The sequence below is a fragment of the Bacillus massilinigeriensis genome (genome assembly GCF_900117315.1).
Classification (GTDB): Bacteria; Bacillota; Bacilli; order Bacillales; family Cytobacillaceae; genus Bacillus_BE; species Bacillus_BE massilionigeriensis.
Genome location: NZ_LT630337.1, coordinates 625,335 through 639,727 on the forward strand (window position 1 = coordinate 625,335; position 14,393 = coordinate 639,727).

At 39.4% G+C, this 14,393-nt stretch carries 12 protein-coding genes, 10 tRNA genes, 1 rRNA gene and 3 other annotated features; of the genes, 20 read left to right on the forward strand and 3 right to left on the reverse strand.

The features are described from left to right. Window positions 1-11 precede the first annotated feature (11 nt). Window positions 12-602, reverse strand: a complete 591-nt coding sequence (locus BQ6100_RS03200; RefSeq protein WP_075980352.1) for a DUF4352 domain-containing protein — start codon at window positions 600-602, stop codon at window positions 12-14. Window positions 603-852: 250 nt separating this feature from the next. Here BQ6100_RS03200 and BQ6100_RS03205 point away from each other — a divergent pair, with 250 nt between their 5' ends. The 4 genes from BQ6100_RS03205 (at window position 853) to BQ6100_RS03220 (ending at window position 4,717) form a co-directional block, all read left to right on the forward strand. Continuing rightward, window positions 853-1,296 carry a YbaK family protein gene (locus BQ6100_RS03205; protein WP_075980353.1) on the forward strand — a complete coding sequence of 148 codons (444 nt, stop codon included), beginning with the start codon at window positions 853-855 and terminating at the stop codon, window positions 1,294-1,296. An 83-nt stretch (window positions 1,297-1,379) separates the two neighbouring features. Next, complete coding sequence (gene cwlD / locus BQ6100_RS03210) at window positions 1,380-2,099, forward strand: N-acetylmuramoyl-L-alanine amidase CwlD (protein ID WP_075983414.1); 720 nt, start codon at window positions 1,380-1,382, stop codon at window positions 2,097-2,099. Between the two features lie 160 nt (window positions 2,100-2,259). Further along, window positions 2,260-3,312: an Mrp/NBP35 family ATP-binding protein gene (locus BQ6100_RS03215; protein WP_075980354.1), complete on the forward strand. Its 1,053-nt coding sequence runs from the start codon at window positions 2,260-2,262 to the stop codon at window positions 3,310-3,312. A 190-nt stretch (window positions 3,313-3,502) separates the two neighbouring features. Continuing rightward, window positions 3,503-4,717, forward strand: a complete 1,215-nt coding sequence (locus tag BQ6100_RS03220) for an ISL3 family transposase (protein ID WP_075980355.1) — start codon at window positions 3,503-3,505, stop codon at window positions 4,715-4,717. Window positions 4,718-4,926: 209 nt separating this feature from the next. Here the strand turns inward: BQ6100_RS03220 and gerD are convergent, their stop codons facing one another. Continuing rightward, the gene (gene gerD / locus BQ6100_RS03225; protein WP_075980356.1) at window positions 4,927-5,493 is read right to left on the reverse strand and encodes a spore germination lipoprotein GerD; all 567 of its coding nucleotides are present in this window, start codon (window positions 5,491-5,493) and stop codon (window positions 4,927-4,929) included. A gap of 150 nt (window positions 5,494-5,643) precedes the next feature. Between gerD and BQ6100_RS03230 the strand changes: the two genes are divergently transcribed. Beyond that, on the forward strand, window positions 5,644-6,360 hold the full coding sequence (locus BQ6100_RS03230) for a KinB-signaling pathway activation protein (RefSeq protein ID WP_075980357.1): 717 nt from the start codon (window positions 5,644-5,646) through the stop codon (window positions 6,358-6,360). 129 nt (window positions 6,361-6,489) lie between these two features. On the opposite strand, the gene pdaB is transcribed toward BQ6100_RS03230, so the two are convergent. Continuing rightward, window positions 6,490-7,242 (reverse strand): polysaccharide deacetylase family sporulation protein PdaB, encoded by a 753-nt coding sequence (gene pdaB / locus BQ6100_RS03235; RefSeq protein WP_075980358.1) that lies wholly within the window; start codon window positions 7,240-7,242, stop codon window positions 6,490-6,492. A 145-nt stretch (window positions 7,243-7,387) separates the two neighbouring features. Here pdaB and BQ6100_RS03240 point away from each other — a divergent pair, with 145 nt between their 5' ends. The 15 genes from BQ6100_RS03240 to BQ6100_RS03310 all read left to right on the forward strand — a co-directional run bounded on the left by BQ6100_RS03240 (window position 7,388) and on the right by BQ6100_RS03310 (window position 14,310). After that, the gene (locus tag BQ6100_RS03240) at window positions 7,388-7,618 is read left to right on the forward strand and encodes a hypothetical protein (protein ID WP_075980359.1); all 231 of its coding nucleotides are present in this window, start codon (window positions 7,388-7,390) and stop codon (window positions 7,616-7,618) included. A 267-nt stretch (window positions 7,619-7,885) separates the two neighbouring features. Further along, window positions 7,886-8,768, forward strand: a sequence feature (16S ribosomal RNA rRNA prediction is too short). 207 nt (window positions 8,769-8,975) lie between these two features. Beyond that, window positions 8,976-9,093 (forward strand): 5S ribosomal RNA (gene rrf, locus BQ6100_RS03245). 153 nt (window positions 9,094-9,246) lie between these two features. Continuing rightward, window positions 9,247-9,321: transfer RNA gene (locus tag BQ6100_RS03250), tRNA-Asn, on the forward strand. A gap of 35 nt (window positions 9,322-9,356) precedes the next feature. Beyond that, window positions 9,357-9,429: transfer RNA gene (locus BQ6100_RS03255), tRNA-Thr, on the forward strand. A gap of 17 nt (window positions 9,430-9,446) precedes the next feature. Next, window positions 9,447-9,521 (forward strand) — tRNA-Glu (locus BQ6100_RS03260). Window positions 9,522-9,548: 27 nt separating this feature from the next. Then, window positions 9,549-9,700, forward strand: a sequence feature (23S ribosomal RNA rRNA prediction is too short). A gap of 43 nt (window positions 9,701-9,743) precedes the next feature. Further along, window positions 9,744-10,612: a sequence feature (23S ribosomal RNA rRNA prediction is too short), on the forward strand. Between the two features lie 62 nt (window positions 10,613-10,674). Then, window positions 10,675-10,750 (forward strand) — tRNA-Val (locus BQ6100_RS03265). Window positions 10,751-11,057: 307 nt separating this feature from the next. Continuing rightward, window positions 11,058-11,133: transfer RNA gene (locus tag BQ6100_RS03270), tRNA-Thr, on the forward strand. A gap of 7 nt (window positions 11,134-11,140) precedes the next feature. After that, a tRNA-Tyr gene (locus BQ6100_RS03275) sits at window positions 11,141-11,224 on the forward strand. 198 nt (window positions 11,225-11,422) lie between these two features. Further along, window positions 11,423-11,497 (forward strand) — tRNA-Gln (locus tag BQ6100_RS03280). Window positions 11,498-11,502: 5 nt separating this feature from the next. After that, window positions 11,503-11,575: transfer RNA gene (locus BQ6100_RS03285), tRNA-Lys, on the forward strand. A gap of 39 nt (window positions 11,576-11,614) precedes the next feature. Next, window positions 11,615-11,689 (forward strand) — tRNA-Gly (locus BQ6100_RS03290). 7 nt (window positions 11,690-11,696) lie between these two features. Beyond that, window positions 11,697-11,772 (forward strand) — tRNA-Ala (locus tag BQ6100_RS03295). Between the two features lie 186 nt (window positions 11,773-11,958). Continuing rightward, window positions 11,959-12,855: an arginase gene (gene rocF / locus BQ6100_RS03300; protein WP_075980360.1), complete on the forward strand. Its 897-nt coding sequence runs from the start codon at window positions 11,959-11,961 to the stop codon at window positions 12,853-12,855. A 263-nt stretch (window positions 12,856-13,118) separates the two neighbouring features. Continuing rightward, complete coding sequence (gene sigW, locus BQ6100_RS03305; RefSeq protein ID WP_075980361.1) at window positions 13,119-13,682, forward strand: RNA polymerase sigma factor SigW; 564 nt, start codon at window positions 13,119-13,121, stop codon at window positions 13,680-13,682. A 16-nt stretch (window positions 13,683-13,698) separates the two neighbouring features. Then, window positions 13,699-14,310, forward strand: a complete 612-nt coding sequence (locus BQ6100_RS03310; protein ID WP_075980362.1) for an anti-sigma factor family protein — start codon at window positions 13,699-13,701, stop codon at window positions 14,308-14,310. The last annotated feature ends 83 nt before the right edge of the window (window positions 14,311-14,393 follow it).

A 14,393-nucleotide genomic window follows, 5' to 3' on the forward strand; every position in this document is an offset into this window, starting at 1 on the left:
ACCTCTTTTGATTATTTTAAATTGATAACCTCTGTTTCTGTTCCAAAGGCTCCAGTTTGAACCTGTAATTGAAGATTATTTGCTTTTGCAATATCTGGAGCAACATCGAATACAACCTTTCCAGACATTTCTGAGTCAGGGTTTAATTGTTGTACGAGAAAGCTGTTTTGGATATCGCCACTTTCACTTTGATTGGCTGATAGGCTTGCTGCAGCATCGGCCTCATAAGTTTTATCACCACGTTTTAATTTGAAAAAGCTGGAGTCAACAGTTACTGCTTCATTGCCATTGTTTTTGACATCAACATTAATGATAATGAATCTGCCGTTTGCCTTTTCTGGTAATGCGGAAGGTCCAACCTGAGTAGCAGTATCTTTACTATTTACCTTGTACTGCATATCTCCAACCTTTACTTGGTCTCCAATACCATAGGCCTTTTCCGCTTTTTCTTCTGTTTTGTCTTTTTTATTAGTGGCTGGAGCTGTTTTTTGATCATCATCATCCCCATTACCACAATTGGTTAGTGCGATAACGACAATTATAGCCAATATCCAGAACCAAATTCGCTTATAAAACGGTTTTTTTCTTCTTTCATCTGCCATTTTTTAATCCCCTTCAAGTCATTTGTTTATCAAGCCTGTGTTTGAACTTTGTTCTTATTTTTTATCATTTTCCTTTTCGTATGAATTTATTCTTTTCCAATGAAGTGTGATGAAGGAAGAGACAGGGCATATGGGTTATTTTTTTCTTTAATTAACAAAAAGAGGAATTAAATTGGTAATGGAATGCTGCTTAATGTTTGAATTTCTCCTCATTAAGAGTTGAAGAATATTTGCAAGGGGTGAGAATCTTTTGAACGTGATTACAACCTTTGTTAAAAAGAAGCAAGAGAAAAGGCTCAAATATGAAAAGTCTGTTTTACGAGAAATATCTTTAAATAGTCTGAAGGAAAGAGTACAAAATTATTTTGGTGCATCTAATCTTACCTCGCATCTTGTTTTAGAGAGTGGGATTGAGGAAGCCTTATATGATGTTGCTATTGAAGCATACCTATTAGGTGCTCATTTTAGCCGGTTTGGTTTTTATGGTGAATCTGTAGAGAGCGTAAAGAAACGTTGCTACTATGAAGAAAAGCATTTAATTGATACTTTATATAATTTCTTATTATTTTGGGGAAAAGGAGCAGAAGGGGTTTATAGTGAATCCTTGTTTTATATTTGTGAGCAATATGTTGATAGCTGGTGGAGGGAAGGATTTCGAAAGGGAGAAAGACGTTATAAGTTAAGACTTCATTAATTTCATCCTTTTTGTTCTAGAGTTCCCACTTGTCCCATATATTTGAATTGTGAGGGACAAGCGGGAAGGAATGATTGGGACATATGAAAAAAAAGCTAAGAATTGTTGCCTTTATTGGAGGACTTCTTATTCTTTTTATAATATTGCAATATGATTTTTTGAATAATAATTCTTGGAAATCATGGAATCTTCCCCTTTCAGGAAGAATCATCTTGCTTGATCCTGGTCATGGTGGCCCAGATGGTGGAGCAGGGGATAAGGATGCCTTGGAAAAGGACATTGCACTAAGTGTATCATTAAAGTTAAGGGATTATCTTCAAGAGCAAGGTGCACTTGTCATAATGACGAGGGAATCTGATACTGATCTTGCGGATGAAGATACAAAAGGGTATAGCCGAAGGAAAGTAGAAGACTTAAAGAAGAGGCTTGATCTAATTAATAACTCTGGAGCGGATTTTTATATTAGTATTCATTTAAATGCTATTCCATCAGCCAGGTGGAGCGGTGCTCAAACTTTTTATGCTCCGCAATTAATAGAAAACAGAAGGGCTGCAAGATTCATTCAAGAAGAGCTAAGAATTAATTTAGAGAATACTACTCGAAAAGCAAAAGCAATGAATTCGGTCTATATTCTTAAACATTCTAATATACCTGGTGTTCTAGTTGAAATTGGATTTTTATCAAACCCAGTGGAAAAAGCAAAGCTAAAGAATGATGATTATCAAGAAAAAGTAGCTGCGTCCATATACAAAGGAATGCTTCGGTATTATTCTAAGGAAAGTGAATTAGTGGAGGTTGAATGAGAAGGTGCCATGCCTTCTTTTTATTATTTCTTCAATTTGAGCAAAGAAAAGGCTTTATTTATATAGTTATTCTATAATAATTGTGTAATAGACTTTACAGAAAATATCATTACATATGTTATACTGATAAATGGAAACGAATACAAAGGTGGGTGTTTTTATGTTGACTGAGGAAAGGGTAAGGGAGCTTTTAAACGGATTAACTGAACCATTTTTACATAAAACATTAGGGGAAATTAAAGCGATTCAAGAAGTAAAGGTAAAAGAAGATAAAAACCATGTGAGTGTAAAAATTGCGATGGCAAAAACAGGTACAGCAGAACAACTGCAGATACAAAGCCAGGTAGTATCTATATTGAAAGAAGCAGGTGCAGATACTGTTGGGTTAAGATTCAGTGAACTACCAGAAGAAGTATTAGCAAAACACCGCAATAGCACACAGGAAATGGATCAAGGTCTCCTATCTCCTGGAAACAAGACGACTTTTATTGCTATTGCTAGTGGCAAAGGTGGAGTAGGAAAATCTACTGTTTCTGTTAACCTTGCAGTGGCTTTAGCGCGTTTAGGGAAAAAGGTTGGGTTAGTGGATGCCGATATTTATGGGTTTAGTGTTCCAGATATGATGGGGATAACTAAACGACCAGTTGTAAGAGGGGAAAAGATTCTTCCTGTAGAACGCTTTGGTGTAAAAGTCATTTCTATGGGCTTTTTTGTAGAGGATAATGCACCAATCATTTGGCGTGGTCCGATGCTTGGAAAAATGCTTAATAGCTTTTTTAATGAAGTAGAATGGGGAGATTTAGATTACCTTCTTCTTGATTTACCACCGGGAACAGGAGATGTGGCTTTAGATGTACACTCCATGCTTCCAGCTTGTAAAGAAATCATCGTAACCACTCCTCATCCAACGGCTGCCTTTGTTGCGGCACGTGCTGGGGCAATGGCATTAAGAACAGAGCATGAAATATTAGGTATTATTGAAAATATGTCCTACTTTGAAAGTAAAGTAACTGGTGAAAAAGAATTTGTATTTGGTCAAGGAGGCGGAGAGAAGCTTGCCGAGGAATTAAGAACTGAAATTCTAGGAAAGCTACCGCTAGCTCAACCAGATTGGAACGATGATGATTTTGCGCCTTCCATCTATCAATTGGATCATCAAACTGGTCAGATTTATCAGGACATTGCGAAAAAGGTCGTTCAATTATTAGGATAGTTATCATAAGGAGAGGTAGTCATTTCGATATTGACTACCTCTCCTTTTTTTAGGTGTTTTAGAAATTTGGCTCTATAATATTTGTTGGGGTTAAGACACAACTTTTCAAACAATAAAAAACACGCAAACATCCATTTCTTTTATACTTGAATTGTCTAGAAACAAGTCAAAAGAATGGAGTTGCGTGCAAATGAATAATAACATGTATTTTCCGGGATTAAAAGATGTAGTTGTGACTAATGTTGAGGAGTCTGGTGAAGTTGTTCAAATTCATGTTGAAATGGAATTAAAGGTGCATCTCTGCCCTAGATGTCAGAAAAAAACGATTAAGGTTCATGATTATCGAATCCAAAAGATTCAACATTTGAAATGGTTTGAGAGGAAGACCCATCTTTTTTATAGAAGACGTCGTTATGTATGTGAGTGTGGAAAACGTTTTTCAGAAAATAATCCATTTGTTAAAAGGTATCAACGGACTTCGATTGAGTGGAATCAAGTCATATCCATTCGATCAATTAAGGGGAAAACTTTTAAAGAAACCGCTGAAAATTATGGAAGTTCAACAACAACAGTAGTTCGTCGATTCGATCAAATATCCAAAAGTGAAATCCATCCAGTGAAGGAATTACCTCCTGTCATAGCCATAGATGAATACAAAGGTGATACCAGTGAGGGAAAGTTCCAATTGATTGTGGCAAATCCGATTACAAAAGAACCTATTGATATCTTACCCAATCGTAATAAAAAAACGATAAAGCAGTATTTGAAGGCCCATGGAGGTAATGTTCAAGTAGTAATCATGGACATGAGTCCCTCGTTTAAAGCAGCAGTTCAAGAAGCTTTGGGAAGACCGGTAATTATTGCAGACCATTTTCACTTTTGTCGATATATTTATTGGGCATTAGATGGGGTAAGAAGAAGGGTACAGAAGGATTTTCATAGCTACGATCGTAAGAAATGTAAAAGAATGAGACATATATTTTATAAAGCAAACGAGCGTCTAACAGAGGAAGAACGTTGGTATTTAGATCGTTACTTGAAAATGTCTGATGAATTAAGAAAAGCTTACGAACTAAAGGAAGCCTATCGTGCTTGGTTCTTACACGCAAAAGAGATAGGAGAAGATCAAATTTATACTGTCAAAAAAGAGCTAAAAGAGTTTTATAAAATGGTGGAGGATACTGGAATTAAGGAAATGTGTCAAGCAGTGAAAACATTTAAAAATTGGCAGATTGAAATACTTAACAGTTTTGTCTATAGGTACTCAAATGGCTTTCTTGAAGGAATTAATAACTCCACCAAAGTCCTCAAACGAAATGCATTTGGATTTAAAAACTATGAGCGTTTTCGGGCGAAAATATTATTACAACACAAGTTTAAAAGAATTGGGGTAAACATTGGTTAAGTTGTTTCAATAAGGGCTTACGATTTACCTTTCATTCTGATGAGGAAAAGAACTTTTCCTCATCAGAATGAAAGGCCACCAAGCGTAGCGCGGTAGCCTTTACCCCAACATTTGACGTAGAACCAGAAATTTAGATAAAGAGGACTTAGTTGTAAAGTAAAGGGGATTTTTAGATTCAGGGAAATCCCACTAACTTAAAAAGCTAATTCCTAACTTTTCTTTTCTTCTTTATTTTGTGCCTCCTGTGCGGCCTTCATTAATATTCCTTGGATTTCAGTTTTGAAAGAAGGGGTATTAAAGGTTTCTGTAATAACCTTTTGTAAATGCTCCCGATATTCCTTACTTTTTAATATCGTTGTGACTTCTTTTTCAAGCTCAGGATCTTTTAATATTTCTATCATTTTTCCACGGTACTCAGGATCATTCATTAACTCCTTTAATAGTTTTTCGTTTTCTTTATTCATGCTTTTTGCCATCGCATCTGCAAATTTAGGGTCTTCAAATGACTTCTTCCAAAATTCAGTACCTTTATCTGATGTTAATGTCTTTTGAATCGTATTCGAAACGACCTTTTGATCCATTACAAGCTGTTCCTTCATCGAATCATCTTTCATTACCTCTTGGATTGCTTTTTTTCCGTCATCCGTTTTTAGAATATCTACGACCATTTTTTTTGTTTCTTCATAGTCCATTTGCTCAGCAGCCAGATCTCCTTGTGCACAACCGGTAGATATCATAACTGTAGGTAGGATAAGCAAAAGGAATTTCATACGCATAGAACAATCCCCCTTTCAAAAGAGTAATCCCTATTTCTATATTGAAGAGATTTGAGTTTAATTATGCGTGAAATAAAGGAATTTCTAGATTTTTCATTGACTGGTTGGTAAAATCAAGAGGAAGAGAATATTATTTTGGAGGAATAAATAGTGACAAGCCGAAATTGGGTAAGGTTCTTTTTAACAACCCTGCTTATAGGTGCTTTAACGACAGGAATTGTGGGGATGGTTGTTAGATGGAATGAGTTTGTAAAGGTACTTAGTGGGTTTAACATTGTTGGGATGTTATCCATTTTTTTGTGGCTATTTGGAGTTGGGCTAATTTTTAGTCTTTTGAGCCAAATGGGATTTTTCGCATATTTAACGATTCATCGCTTTGGATTAGGTCTATTTCGTTCTGTGAAATTGTGGAATGCAGTACAGATAATATTTATTTTATTCACTATATTTGACTTAGTTTATATGAGATATTCACGTTTTGCGCAAGCGGGAGATAGTATTCTTCCTTACATCGGAGTTGCTTTGTTAATTTTAGTTATTGGACTTGCTGTTGCCTATTTTAAGGCAAAACAGACAAATATGAGTGCGTTTGTTCCTGCTGTGTTCTTTATGGTTGTCATCACAATTTTAGAGTGGGTTCCTGTTTTACGGATTAATAAAGAAAGCTGGTTTTATATCATGCTTTTTGCTCTACTTGCATGTAATGCTTATCAACTATTAACCTTACACAAAGTAAATGAAAAATCAGAGCAACAGAGAAAAAGCAAATCGATCGTACAACAAGGAAAAAATAAATCTGCAGTATCTAAACAAGGAAAGAAAAAGTCAGTAGCTCATCAGGGGAATAATAAAAAAGTAAATCATTAGGATAATAATAAAATAAGAGAGCCGTCCATAAAATGGGCGGCTTTTGTGTACTTATTATGTTAAAGAAATGAAGTGATGGGGTCAGAGTAATATTATGAAATAGTTGCTATTAATATTATTGGTTTCTCTTCAATTAATCTCACTTGTTTTGGAGCTAGCATTAGCAATCATTTCAGAGACGGTTATTAACTTTAAGTTTTTATCTTCTAACATTTCTAGAATTTCTGGAAGTGCCTTAGCGGTTTGTTTAGCCGAATCTGATGCATGCATTAAAATAATATCCCCTCTTTTCGCCTTTGATGCTTGGCTTACGATTTCTTTAACTCCAGGATTAGTCCAGTCCTTCGTATCCACACTCCAATGGACGACCGTATAACCAAAACGTTTGGCAATTTTTAAGGTGCGCTGGTCAAAATGACCAGTTGGTGCGCGTACTAATTTGATATCTTTTATATTTAGTTTTTTAAATGCAACCTGAGCTTTTGAAAGGTCCTGTCTTATCTTTGCATCCTCTAATTCCGTATAATCCTCATAATCATAGCCAAGTATTCCAATCTCATAGCCTTCTTTTACAATTCGATTGACCAAATCAGGATGGCGTTCAGCCCATGATCCTGAAAGAAAGAAGGTAGCTGCATTCACTTTTTCTTTCTTTAATACATCAAGAATGGGTTCCGCCTTTTCATCACCCCACCCGATATTAAAGGTTAAGGCAACGTTTTGTTCACCCTTATATACGGCTTTAGGTCCTTCTTTTGTTGAAAATACCGGAACCTGTACAATGTTTTCTAAATACAAAAACCAAGCCGTGAAAAATGCTGCAACCATAATTAAAATGAATTGCTTAATCGTCTTACCGTTTAATATAAAAAAGAAATTCATAAAAAAACATCACCTCGTCCAAACAATCCTTGTCTCATTTCTATGCGAGTAAACATTCATTTATGTTATAAATAATTACTTATAAAAATTGTAAAACAGGAAAACAATACTATAACCTATCTTTCACAAACTGGAGGAATAATTGATGCTCGGTTTTCTAATTAACGAGATGGAAGTTAAAGAATTACAATATTTAATAAAGCGGGAGATGGATGAGATATTATTTGATTTAAGAGATGAACGAATTGATCATATTGTGAAAAGAGCTATGGAAGAGCGATATAAAATATTATTTACCTTGTTTAAACGTGTAGCAGATCCAAAAGAATGTCTACAGTATATCCGGTCAAATAAAATGAAGGTTAAAAAAGGTTAAGTTTTACTAGATAGATACTAGTAAAAAAAACTCTAAATTATGTTGACATATAATAATAATCTTGGTATATTAAAAAACGTCGCTGCGATGCGATGACAAAATGGCTTTGAAAAAAGTTGTTGACAAATATCATTTGTTGATGATATATTAAGAAGGTCGCTGTGAGCGATTCTATCAAGAAAATTGTTCTTTGAAAACTAAACAAACCATACGTCAACGTTAATTCTATTTTTAAAATTATAAGAGCTAATCTTACTCTTTTTCGGAGAGTTTGATCCTGGCTCAGGACGAACGCTGGCGGCGTGCCTAATACATGCAAGTCGAGCGAATCTGAGGGAGCTTGCTCCCGATGATTAGCGGCGGACGGGTGAGTAACACGTGGGCAACCTGCCTGTAAGACTGGGATAACACCGGGAAACCGGTGCTAATACCGGATAATTCTTTTCTACTCATGTAGAAAAGCTGAAAGATGGCTCCGGCTATCACTTACAGATGGGCCCGCGGCGCATTAGCTAGTTGGTGAGGTAACGGCTCACCAAGGCGACGATGCGTAGCCGACCTGAGAGGGTGATCGGCCACACTGGGACTGAGACACGGCCCAGACTCCTACGGGAGGCAGCAGTAGGGAATCTTCCGCAATGGACGAAAGTCTGACGGAGCAACGCCGCGTGAGTGATGAAGGTTTTCGGATCGTAAAACTCTGTTGTTAGGGAAGAACAAGTACCGTTCGAATAGGGCGGTACCTTGACGGTACCTAACCAGAAAGCCACGGCTAACTACGTGCCAGCAGCCGCGGTAATACGTAGGTGGCAAGCGTTGTCCGGAATTATTGGGCGTAAAGCGCGCGCAGGCGGTCTCTTAAGTCTGATGTGAAAGCCCACGGCTCAACCGTGGAGGGTCATTGGAAACTGAGAGACTTGAGTGCAGAAGAGAAGAGCGGAATTCCACGTGTAGCGGTGAAATGCGTAGAGATGTGGAGGAACACCAGTGGCGAAGGCGGCTCTTTGGTCTGTAACTGACGCTGAGGCGCGAAAGCGTGGGGAGCAAACAGGATTAGATACCCTGGTAGTCCACGCCGTAAACGATGAGTGCTAAGTGTTAGAGGGTTTCCGCCTTTTAGTGCTGCAGCAAACGCATTAAGCACTCCGCCTGGGGAGTACGGCCGCAAGGCTGAAACTCAAAGGAATTGACGGGGGCCCGCACAAGCGGTGGAGCATGTGGTTTAATTCGAAGCAACGCGAAGAACCTTACCAGGCGAGAAGCTAGGAGCCGGAGCTAGACAACTGATTACGAAGTAATTCTTTCTTCTTCCACATTATCTAGTTTTGAGAGAACAAACTCTCTAATTGAATAAAAGTCTGGTGGCGATAGCGAGAAGGTCACACCCGTTCCCATACCGAACACGGAAGTTAAGCTTCTAGAGCGCCGATGGTAGTTGGGGGTTCTCCCCCTGTGAGAGTAGGACGTTGCCAGGCTGTATTTATTCCGCAGTAGCTCAGTGGTAGAGCACGTACGAGTACGCTTCAGCGATTTATCTTCAGCGTACCGACCGAACCACTACTTGTTTTCACTTCCTGAGGTCGGGACGTTCAAAAGCAAGTTGGGCTTTAGGAAACAATTACTAATATTCCGCAGTAGCTCAGTGGTAGAGCATTCGGCTGTTAACCGAACGGTCGTAGGTTCGAATCCTACCTGCGGAGCCATTATTATTGATAAATCTATGAGCAGGTAGTTTTATGCTTCCATAGCTCAGTAGGTAGAGCACTTCCATGGTAAGGAAGAGGTCAGCGGTTCGAGCCCGCTTGGAAGCTTGCCAAAATAATATATTGGCCCCTTGGTCAAGCGGTTAAGACACCGCCCTTTCACGGCGGTAACACGGGTTCGAATCCCGTAGGGGTCACCAAGTGGAGGATTAGCTCAGCTGGGAGAGCATCTGCCTTACAAGCAGAGGGTCGGCGGTTCGAGCCCGTCATCCNTAAGCGAAGCTCTGAATTGAAGCCCCAGTAAACGGCGGCCGTAACTATAACGGTCCTAAGGTAGCGAAATTCCTTGTCGGGTAAGTTCCGACCCGCACGAAAGGCGTAACGATCTGGGCACTGTCTCAACGAGAGACTCGGTGAAATTATAGTACCTGTGAAGATGCAGGTTACCCGCGACAGGACGGAAAGACCCCGTGGAGCTTTACTGTAGCCTGATATTGAATTTTGGTACAGCTTGTACAGGATAGGTAGGAGCCTGAGAAGCCGGAGCGCCAGCTTCGGTGGAGGCGTCGGTGGGATACTACCCTGGCTGTATTGAAATTCTAACCCGCACCCCTTATCGGGGTGGGAGACAGTGTCAGGTGGGCAGTTTGACTGGGGCGGTCGCCTCCTAAAGAGTAACGGAGGCGCCCAAAGGTTCCCTCAGAATGGTTGGAAATCATTCGTAGAGTGTAAAGGCACAAGGGAGCTTGACTGCGAGACCTACAAGTCGAGCAGGGACGAAAGTCGGGCTTAGTGATCCGGTGGTTCCGCATGGAAGGGCCATCGCTCAACGGATAAAAGCTACCCCGGGGATAACAGGCTTATCTCCCCCAAGAGTCCACATCGACGGGGAGGTTTGGCACCTCGATGTCGGCTCATCGCATCCTGGGGCTGTAGTCGGTCCCAAGGGTTGGGCTGTTCGCCCATTAAAGCGGTACGCGAGCTGGGTTCAGAACGTCGTGAGACAGTTCGGTCCCTATCCGTCGTGGGCGTAGGAAATTTGAGAGGAGCTGTCCTTAGTACGAGAGGACCGGGATGGACGCACCGCTGGTGTACCAGTTGTCTTGCCAAAGGCATAGCTGGGTAGCTATGTGCGGAAGGGATAAGTGCTGAAAGCATCTAAGCATGAAGCCCCCCTCAAGATGAGATTTCCCATAGCGTAAGCTAGTAAGATCCCTGAAAGATGATCAGGTAGATAGGTTTGAGGTGGAAGCGTGGCGACACGTGGAGCTGACAAATACTAATCGATCGAGGACTTAACCAAATAGANTCACGGCGGTAACACGGGTTCGAATCCCGTAGGGGTCACCAAGTGGAGGATTAGCTCAGCTGGGAGAGCATCTGCCTTACAAGCAGAGGGTCGGCGGTTCGAGCCCGTCATCCTCCACCATATGCCGGCCTAGCTCAATTGGTAGAGCACGACCGAAATTGCTTCACTGAAATACTTCAGCGTACTGATCGAACTGCTGCTTGAATTAGCTTTCTGAGATCAGGACGACATTAACTACCTGCGAGTCTAAAATAAAAATATCTTTTAAAAAATTTGCCGGCCTAGCTCAATTGGTAGAGCACGACCGAAATTGCTTCACTGAAATACTTCAGCGTACTGATCGAACTGCTGCTTGAATTAGCTTTCTGAGATCAGGACGACGTTAACTAACTGCGAGTCTAAAATAAAAATATCTTTTAAAAAATTTGCCGGCCTAGCTCAATTGGTAGAGCAACTGACTTGTAATCAGTAGGTTGGGGGTTCAAGTCCTCTGGCCGGCACCACCTTTTCGGAGGGGTAGCGAAGTGGCTAAACGCGGCGGACTGTAAATCCGCTCCCTTGGGTTCGGCGGTTCGAATCCGTCCCCCTCCACCATTTGAATGGTTTATGATTAACTGGACAAGATATTAGTGTCCTTTTTGTTTTGGGATAAGATTTTATAGGTGTATGGGTAATATTGAAACATTTAACTATAGAAGATTCTCAGGGCAATTAATTCATTTGCAATTAAATGTTCCTGCAATGTAGATTCATGTAGCATACTCGGTGAAGTATTTCATGATGATTATTCATTGGGCTATAGCCAAGCGGTAAGGCAACGGACTTTGACTCCGTCATGCGTTGGTTCGAATCCAGCTAGCCCAGCCATTTACGAGCCATTAGCTCAGTCGGTAGAGCATCTGACTTTTAATCAGAGGGTCGAAGGTTCGAGTCCTTCATGGCTCATCAATTAATTCGTATTTGATACTTCTGTATAATAAATTTGCGGAAGTAGTTCAGTGGTAGAACACCACCTTGCCAAGGTGGGGGTCGCGGGTTCGAACCCCGTCTTCCGCTCCATATGAACGGGGGCTTAGCTCAGCTGGGAGAGCGCCTGCTTTGCACGCAGGAGGTCAGCGGTTCGATCCCGCTAGTCTCCACCAATACATGAATGTAAACTTTAGGTCTCATAAGACTTAAGGTTTTTTTGTTTTTATTCTAATAAGAATCACTTGCTCCCCCCTAAGAAATCAAATCATTTGAATAAATATTCAAAAAAATGTCAAGTTGAGTCAATGTGATGAAAACAGTTACAATAAAGGCAGACAAGGGTATGAGGGGGAGCATCAATGAAGAAAATATCTATTATTGGAATGCCAATGGATCTTGGTCAAACGAGACGAGGGGTTGATATGGGTCCAAGTGCTATTCGTTATGCTGGTGTAATTGAAAAACTCCAGGAGCTGTTTGATGAAGTGCATGATCTTGGAGATATTCCCGTAGGAAGACCGGAAGTCATCATTGATAAACCGTCTAATTTAAGGAATCTACATTTAGTTGCTGAAAAAAATGAATTATTAGCAGAAAAAGTGGATGAGGTGATGAACTCTGGTACTTTTCCTTTAGTACTTGGTGGGGACCATAGCATTGCCATTGGGACACTCGCAGGGGTTTCTAAGCATTTTAAAAATCTTGGGGTCATTTGGTATGATGCTCACGGAGACTTAAATACAGAAGAAACATCGCCATCAGGAAATATTCACGGTATGCCACTTGCAGTTAACCTAGGTCTAGGACATGAAAGGTTAACTAAAGTTGGTGGATATTCTCCAAAGGTTAAACCCGAGAATGTTGTTATTATTGGGGCAAGATCTTTAGATGAAGGGGAACGTGAATTAATTAAAGCAAAGGGAATTAGGGTTTACACAATGCATGAAATTGATCGACTAGGAATGGCAAAGGTAATGGAAGATACGATCTCCTATCTTAAAGGAAAGACAGACGGTGTTCATCTATCATTGGACTTAGATGGTTTGGATCCAAATGATGCACCCGGGGTTGGTACACCTGTTATTGGTGGAATAAGCTATCGTGAAAGTCATTTAGCCATGGAAATGCTAGCTGAATCCGAGTTAATCACATCTGCAGAATTTGTGGAAGTCAATCCGATTTTAGATGAGCGAAATAAAACGGCAACTGTTGCTGTAGCTTTAATGGGTTCATTATTTGGTGAAAAATTATTATAAAATTTTTTATAGAAAACTGACTTGGTTTGTTTGCTACCGAAAATAAAGCAAATTGTAGATGCTTTATATCGGAGGGTGAAGGGATAGGTCAGTTTTTTAGTTTTAGAACAATTTTCTTATTTAATCTCGCAAGTAAAAAATGTAAACTGTATTAGTAAAATCTTGTTAAAATTAATTTATAGAAAATACTTTTAAAAAAATTTGAAACCTTTTCCGCTATCGATTCGTATATCGAATAGCCGCATAGAGCGGAGGTAAATAAAATGGAAGTAATCGTAAAGAAAAGGATAAAACAGGTATTAAAGGGCGATCAAAACGCTTTTGAAGAGATTGTAGAAATTTATAAAGGCAAGGTGTATCAGCTTTGTTATCGAATGCTTGGTAATAGTCATGAAGCAGAAGATATAGCACAAGAAGCATTTATTAGGGCATATGTTAATATTAAAAGCTTCAATATCAGTATGAAATTTTCAACATGGTTATATAGAATTGCTACAAATTTATGTATCGATAGAATTCGAAAGAAGAAACCTGACTTTTACTTAGATGCAGAGGTTGCAGGGACAGAAGGATTGACAATGTACTCGCAGATTGCAGCGGATACCTCATTACCTGAAGAAGATGTTGAAAGTATGGAACTCCAGGAAACCATTCAAAAGGAAATATCAAAGCTGCCAGAAAAATATCGATCGGTTATTGTATTAAAGTATATTGATGAGCTTTCATTAAATGAAATCAGTGAGATACTTAATCTTCCATTAGGAACGGTAAAAACAAGGATTCATCGAGGGAGAGAAGCTCTAAGGCACCAGTTGCGAAATGTTTAATGAGAGGTGAAAAAGGATGAAATGTCCAGAAGAGGCCATTGAATATATGCATGAATTTCTCGATGGAGAAATTTTACCCGAACAAGAAAGGGAATTAAGAGAACACTTACAGGGCTGTGAGCAATGTCAAAGTTATTTTCGTGAATTAAAGAGAACTGTTGCCCTAGTACAAAGCACATCTCATATTCAAGTTCCTATTAATTTTACCGCAAACGTTATGGCTAGATTACCTAAGGAAAAAAGAAAGGTAAGCGTACAGCGTTGGTTTATGAACCATCCTTTACTTACAGCTGCGTCTTTATTTCTAGTCTTAATGACCGGTAGCTTTGCTACTACATGGAGTGAAGATCGTGAGTTTTCTGTATCCAACCAAGCCAATTTGATTGTAAAGAATGATACAGTAATTGTCCCTAAGGGAGAAATCGTTAAAGGGGATGTAACCGTAAAAAATGGAAATTTGAAAGTGGAAGGTCGAATAGATGGGGATGTAACCGTGATAAATGGCGAAAACTATATGGCATCCGCTGGACAAGTTACAGGTGAAATTAAAGAAGTTAATCAAGTATTTGATTGGATTTGGTATCATATTAAGGAAACTGGAAAAGAAGTTGTTGCTATTTTTGAATGAAAAAATGGATAAGAAGCTGATTAAGTATAAACATATTTGATATTAAATCAGCTTCTTTTTTTGGTTTTTAGGGTAATATTAAA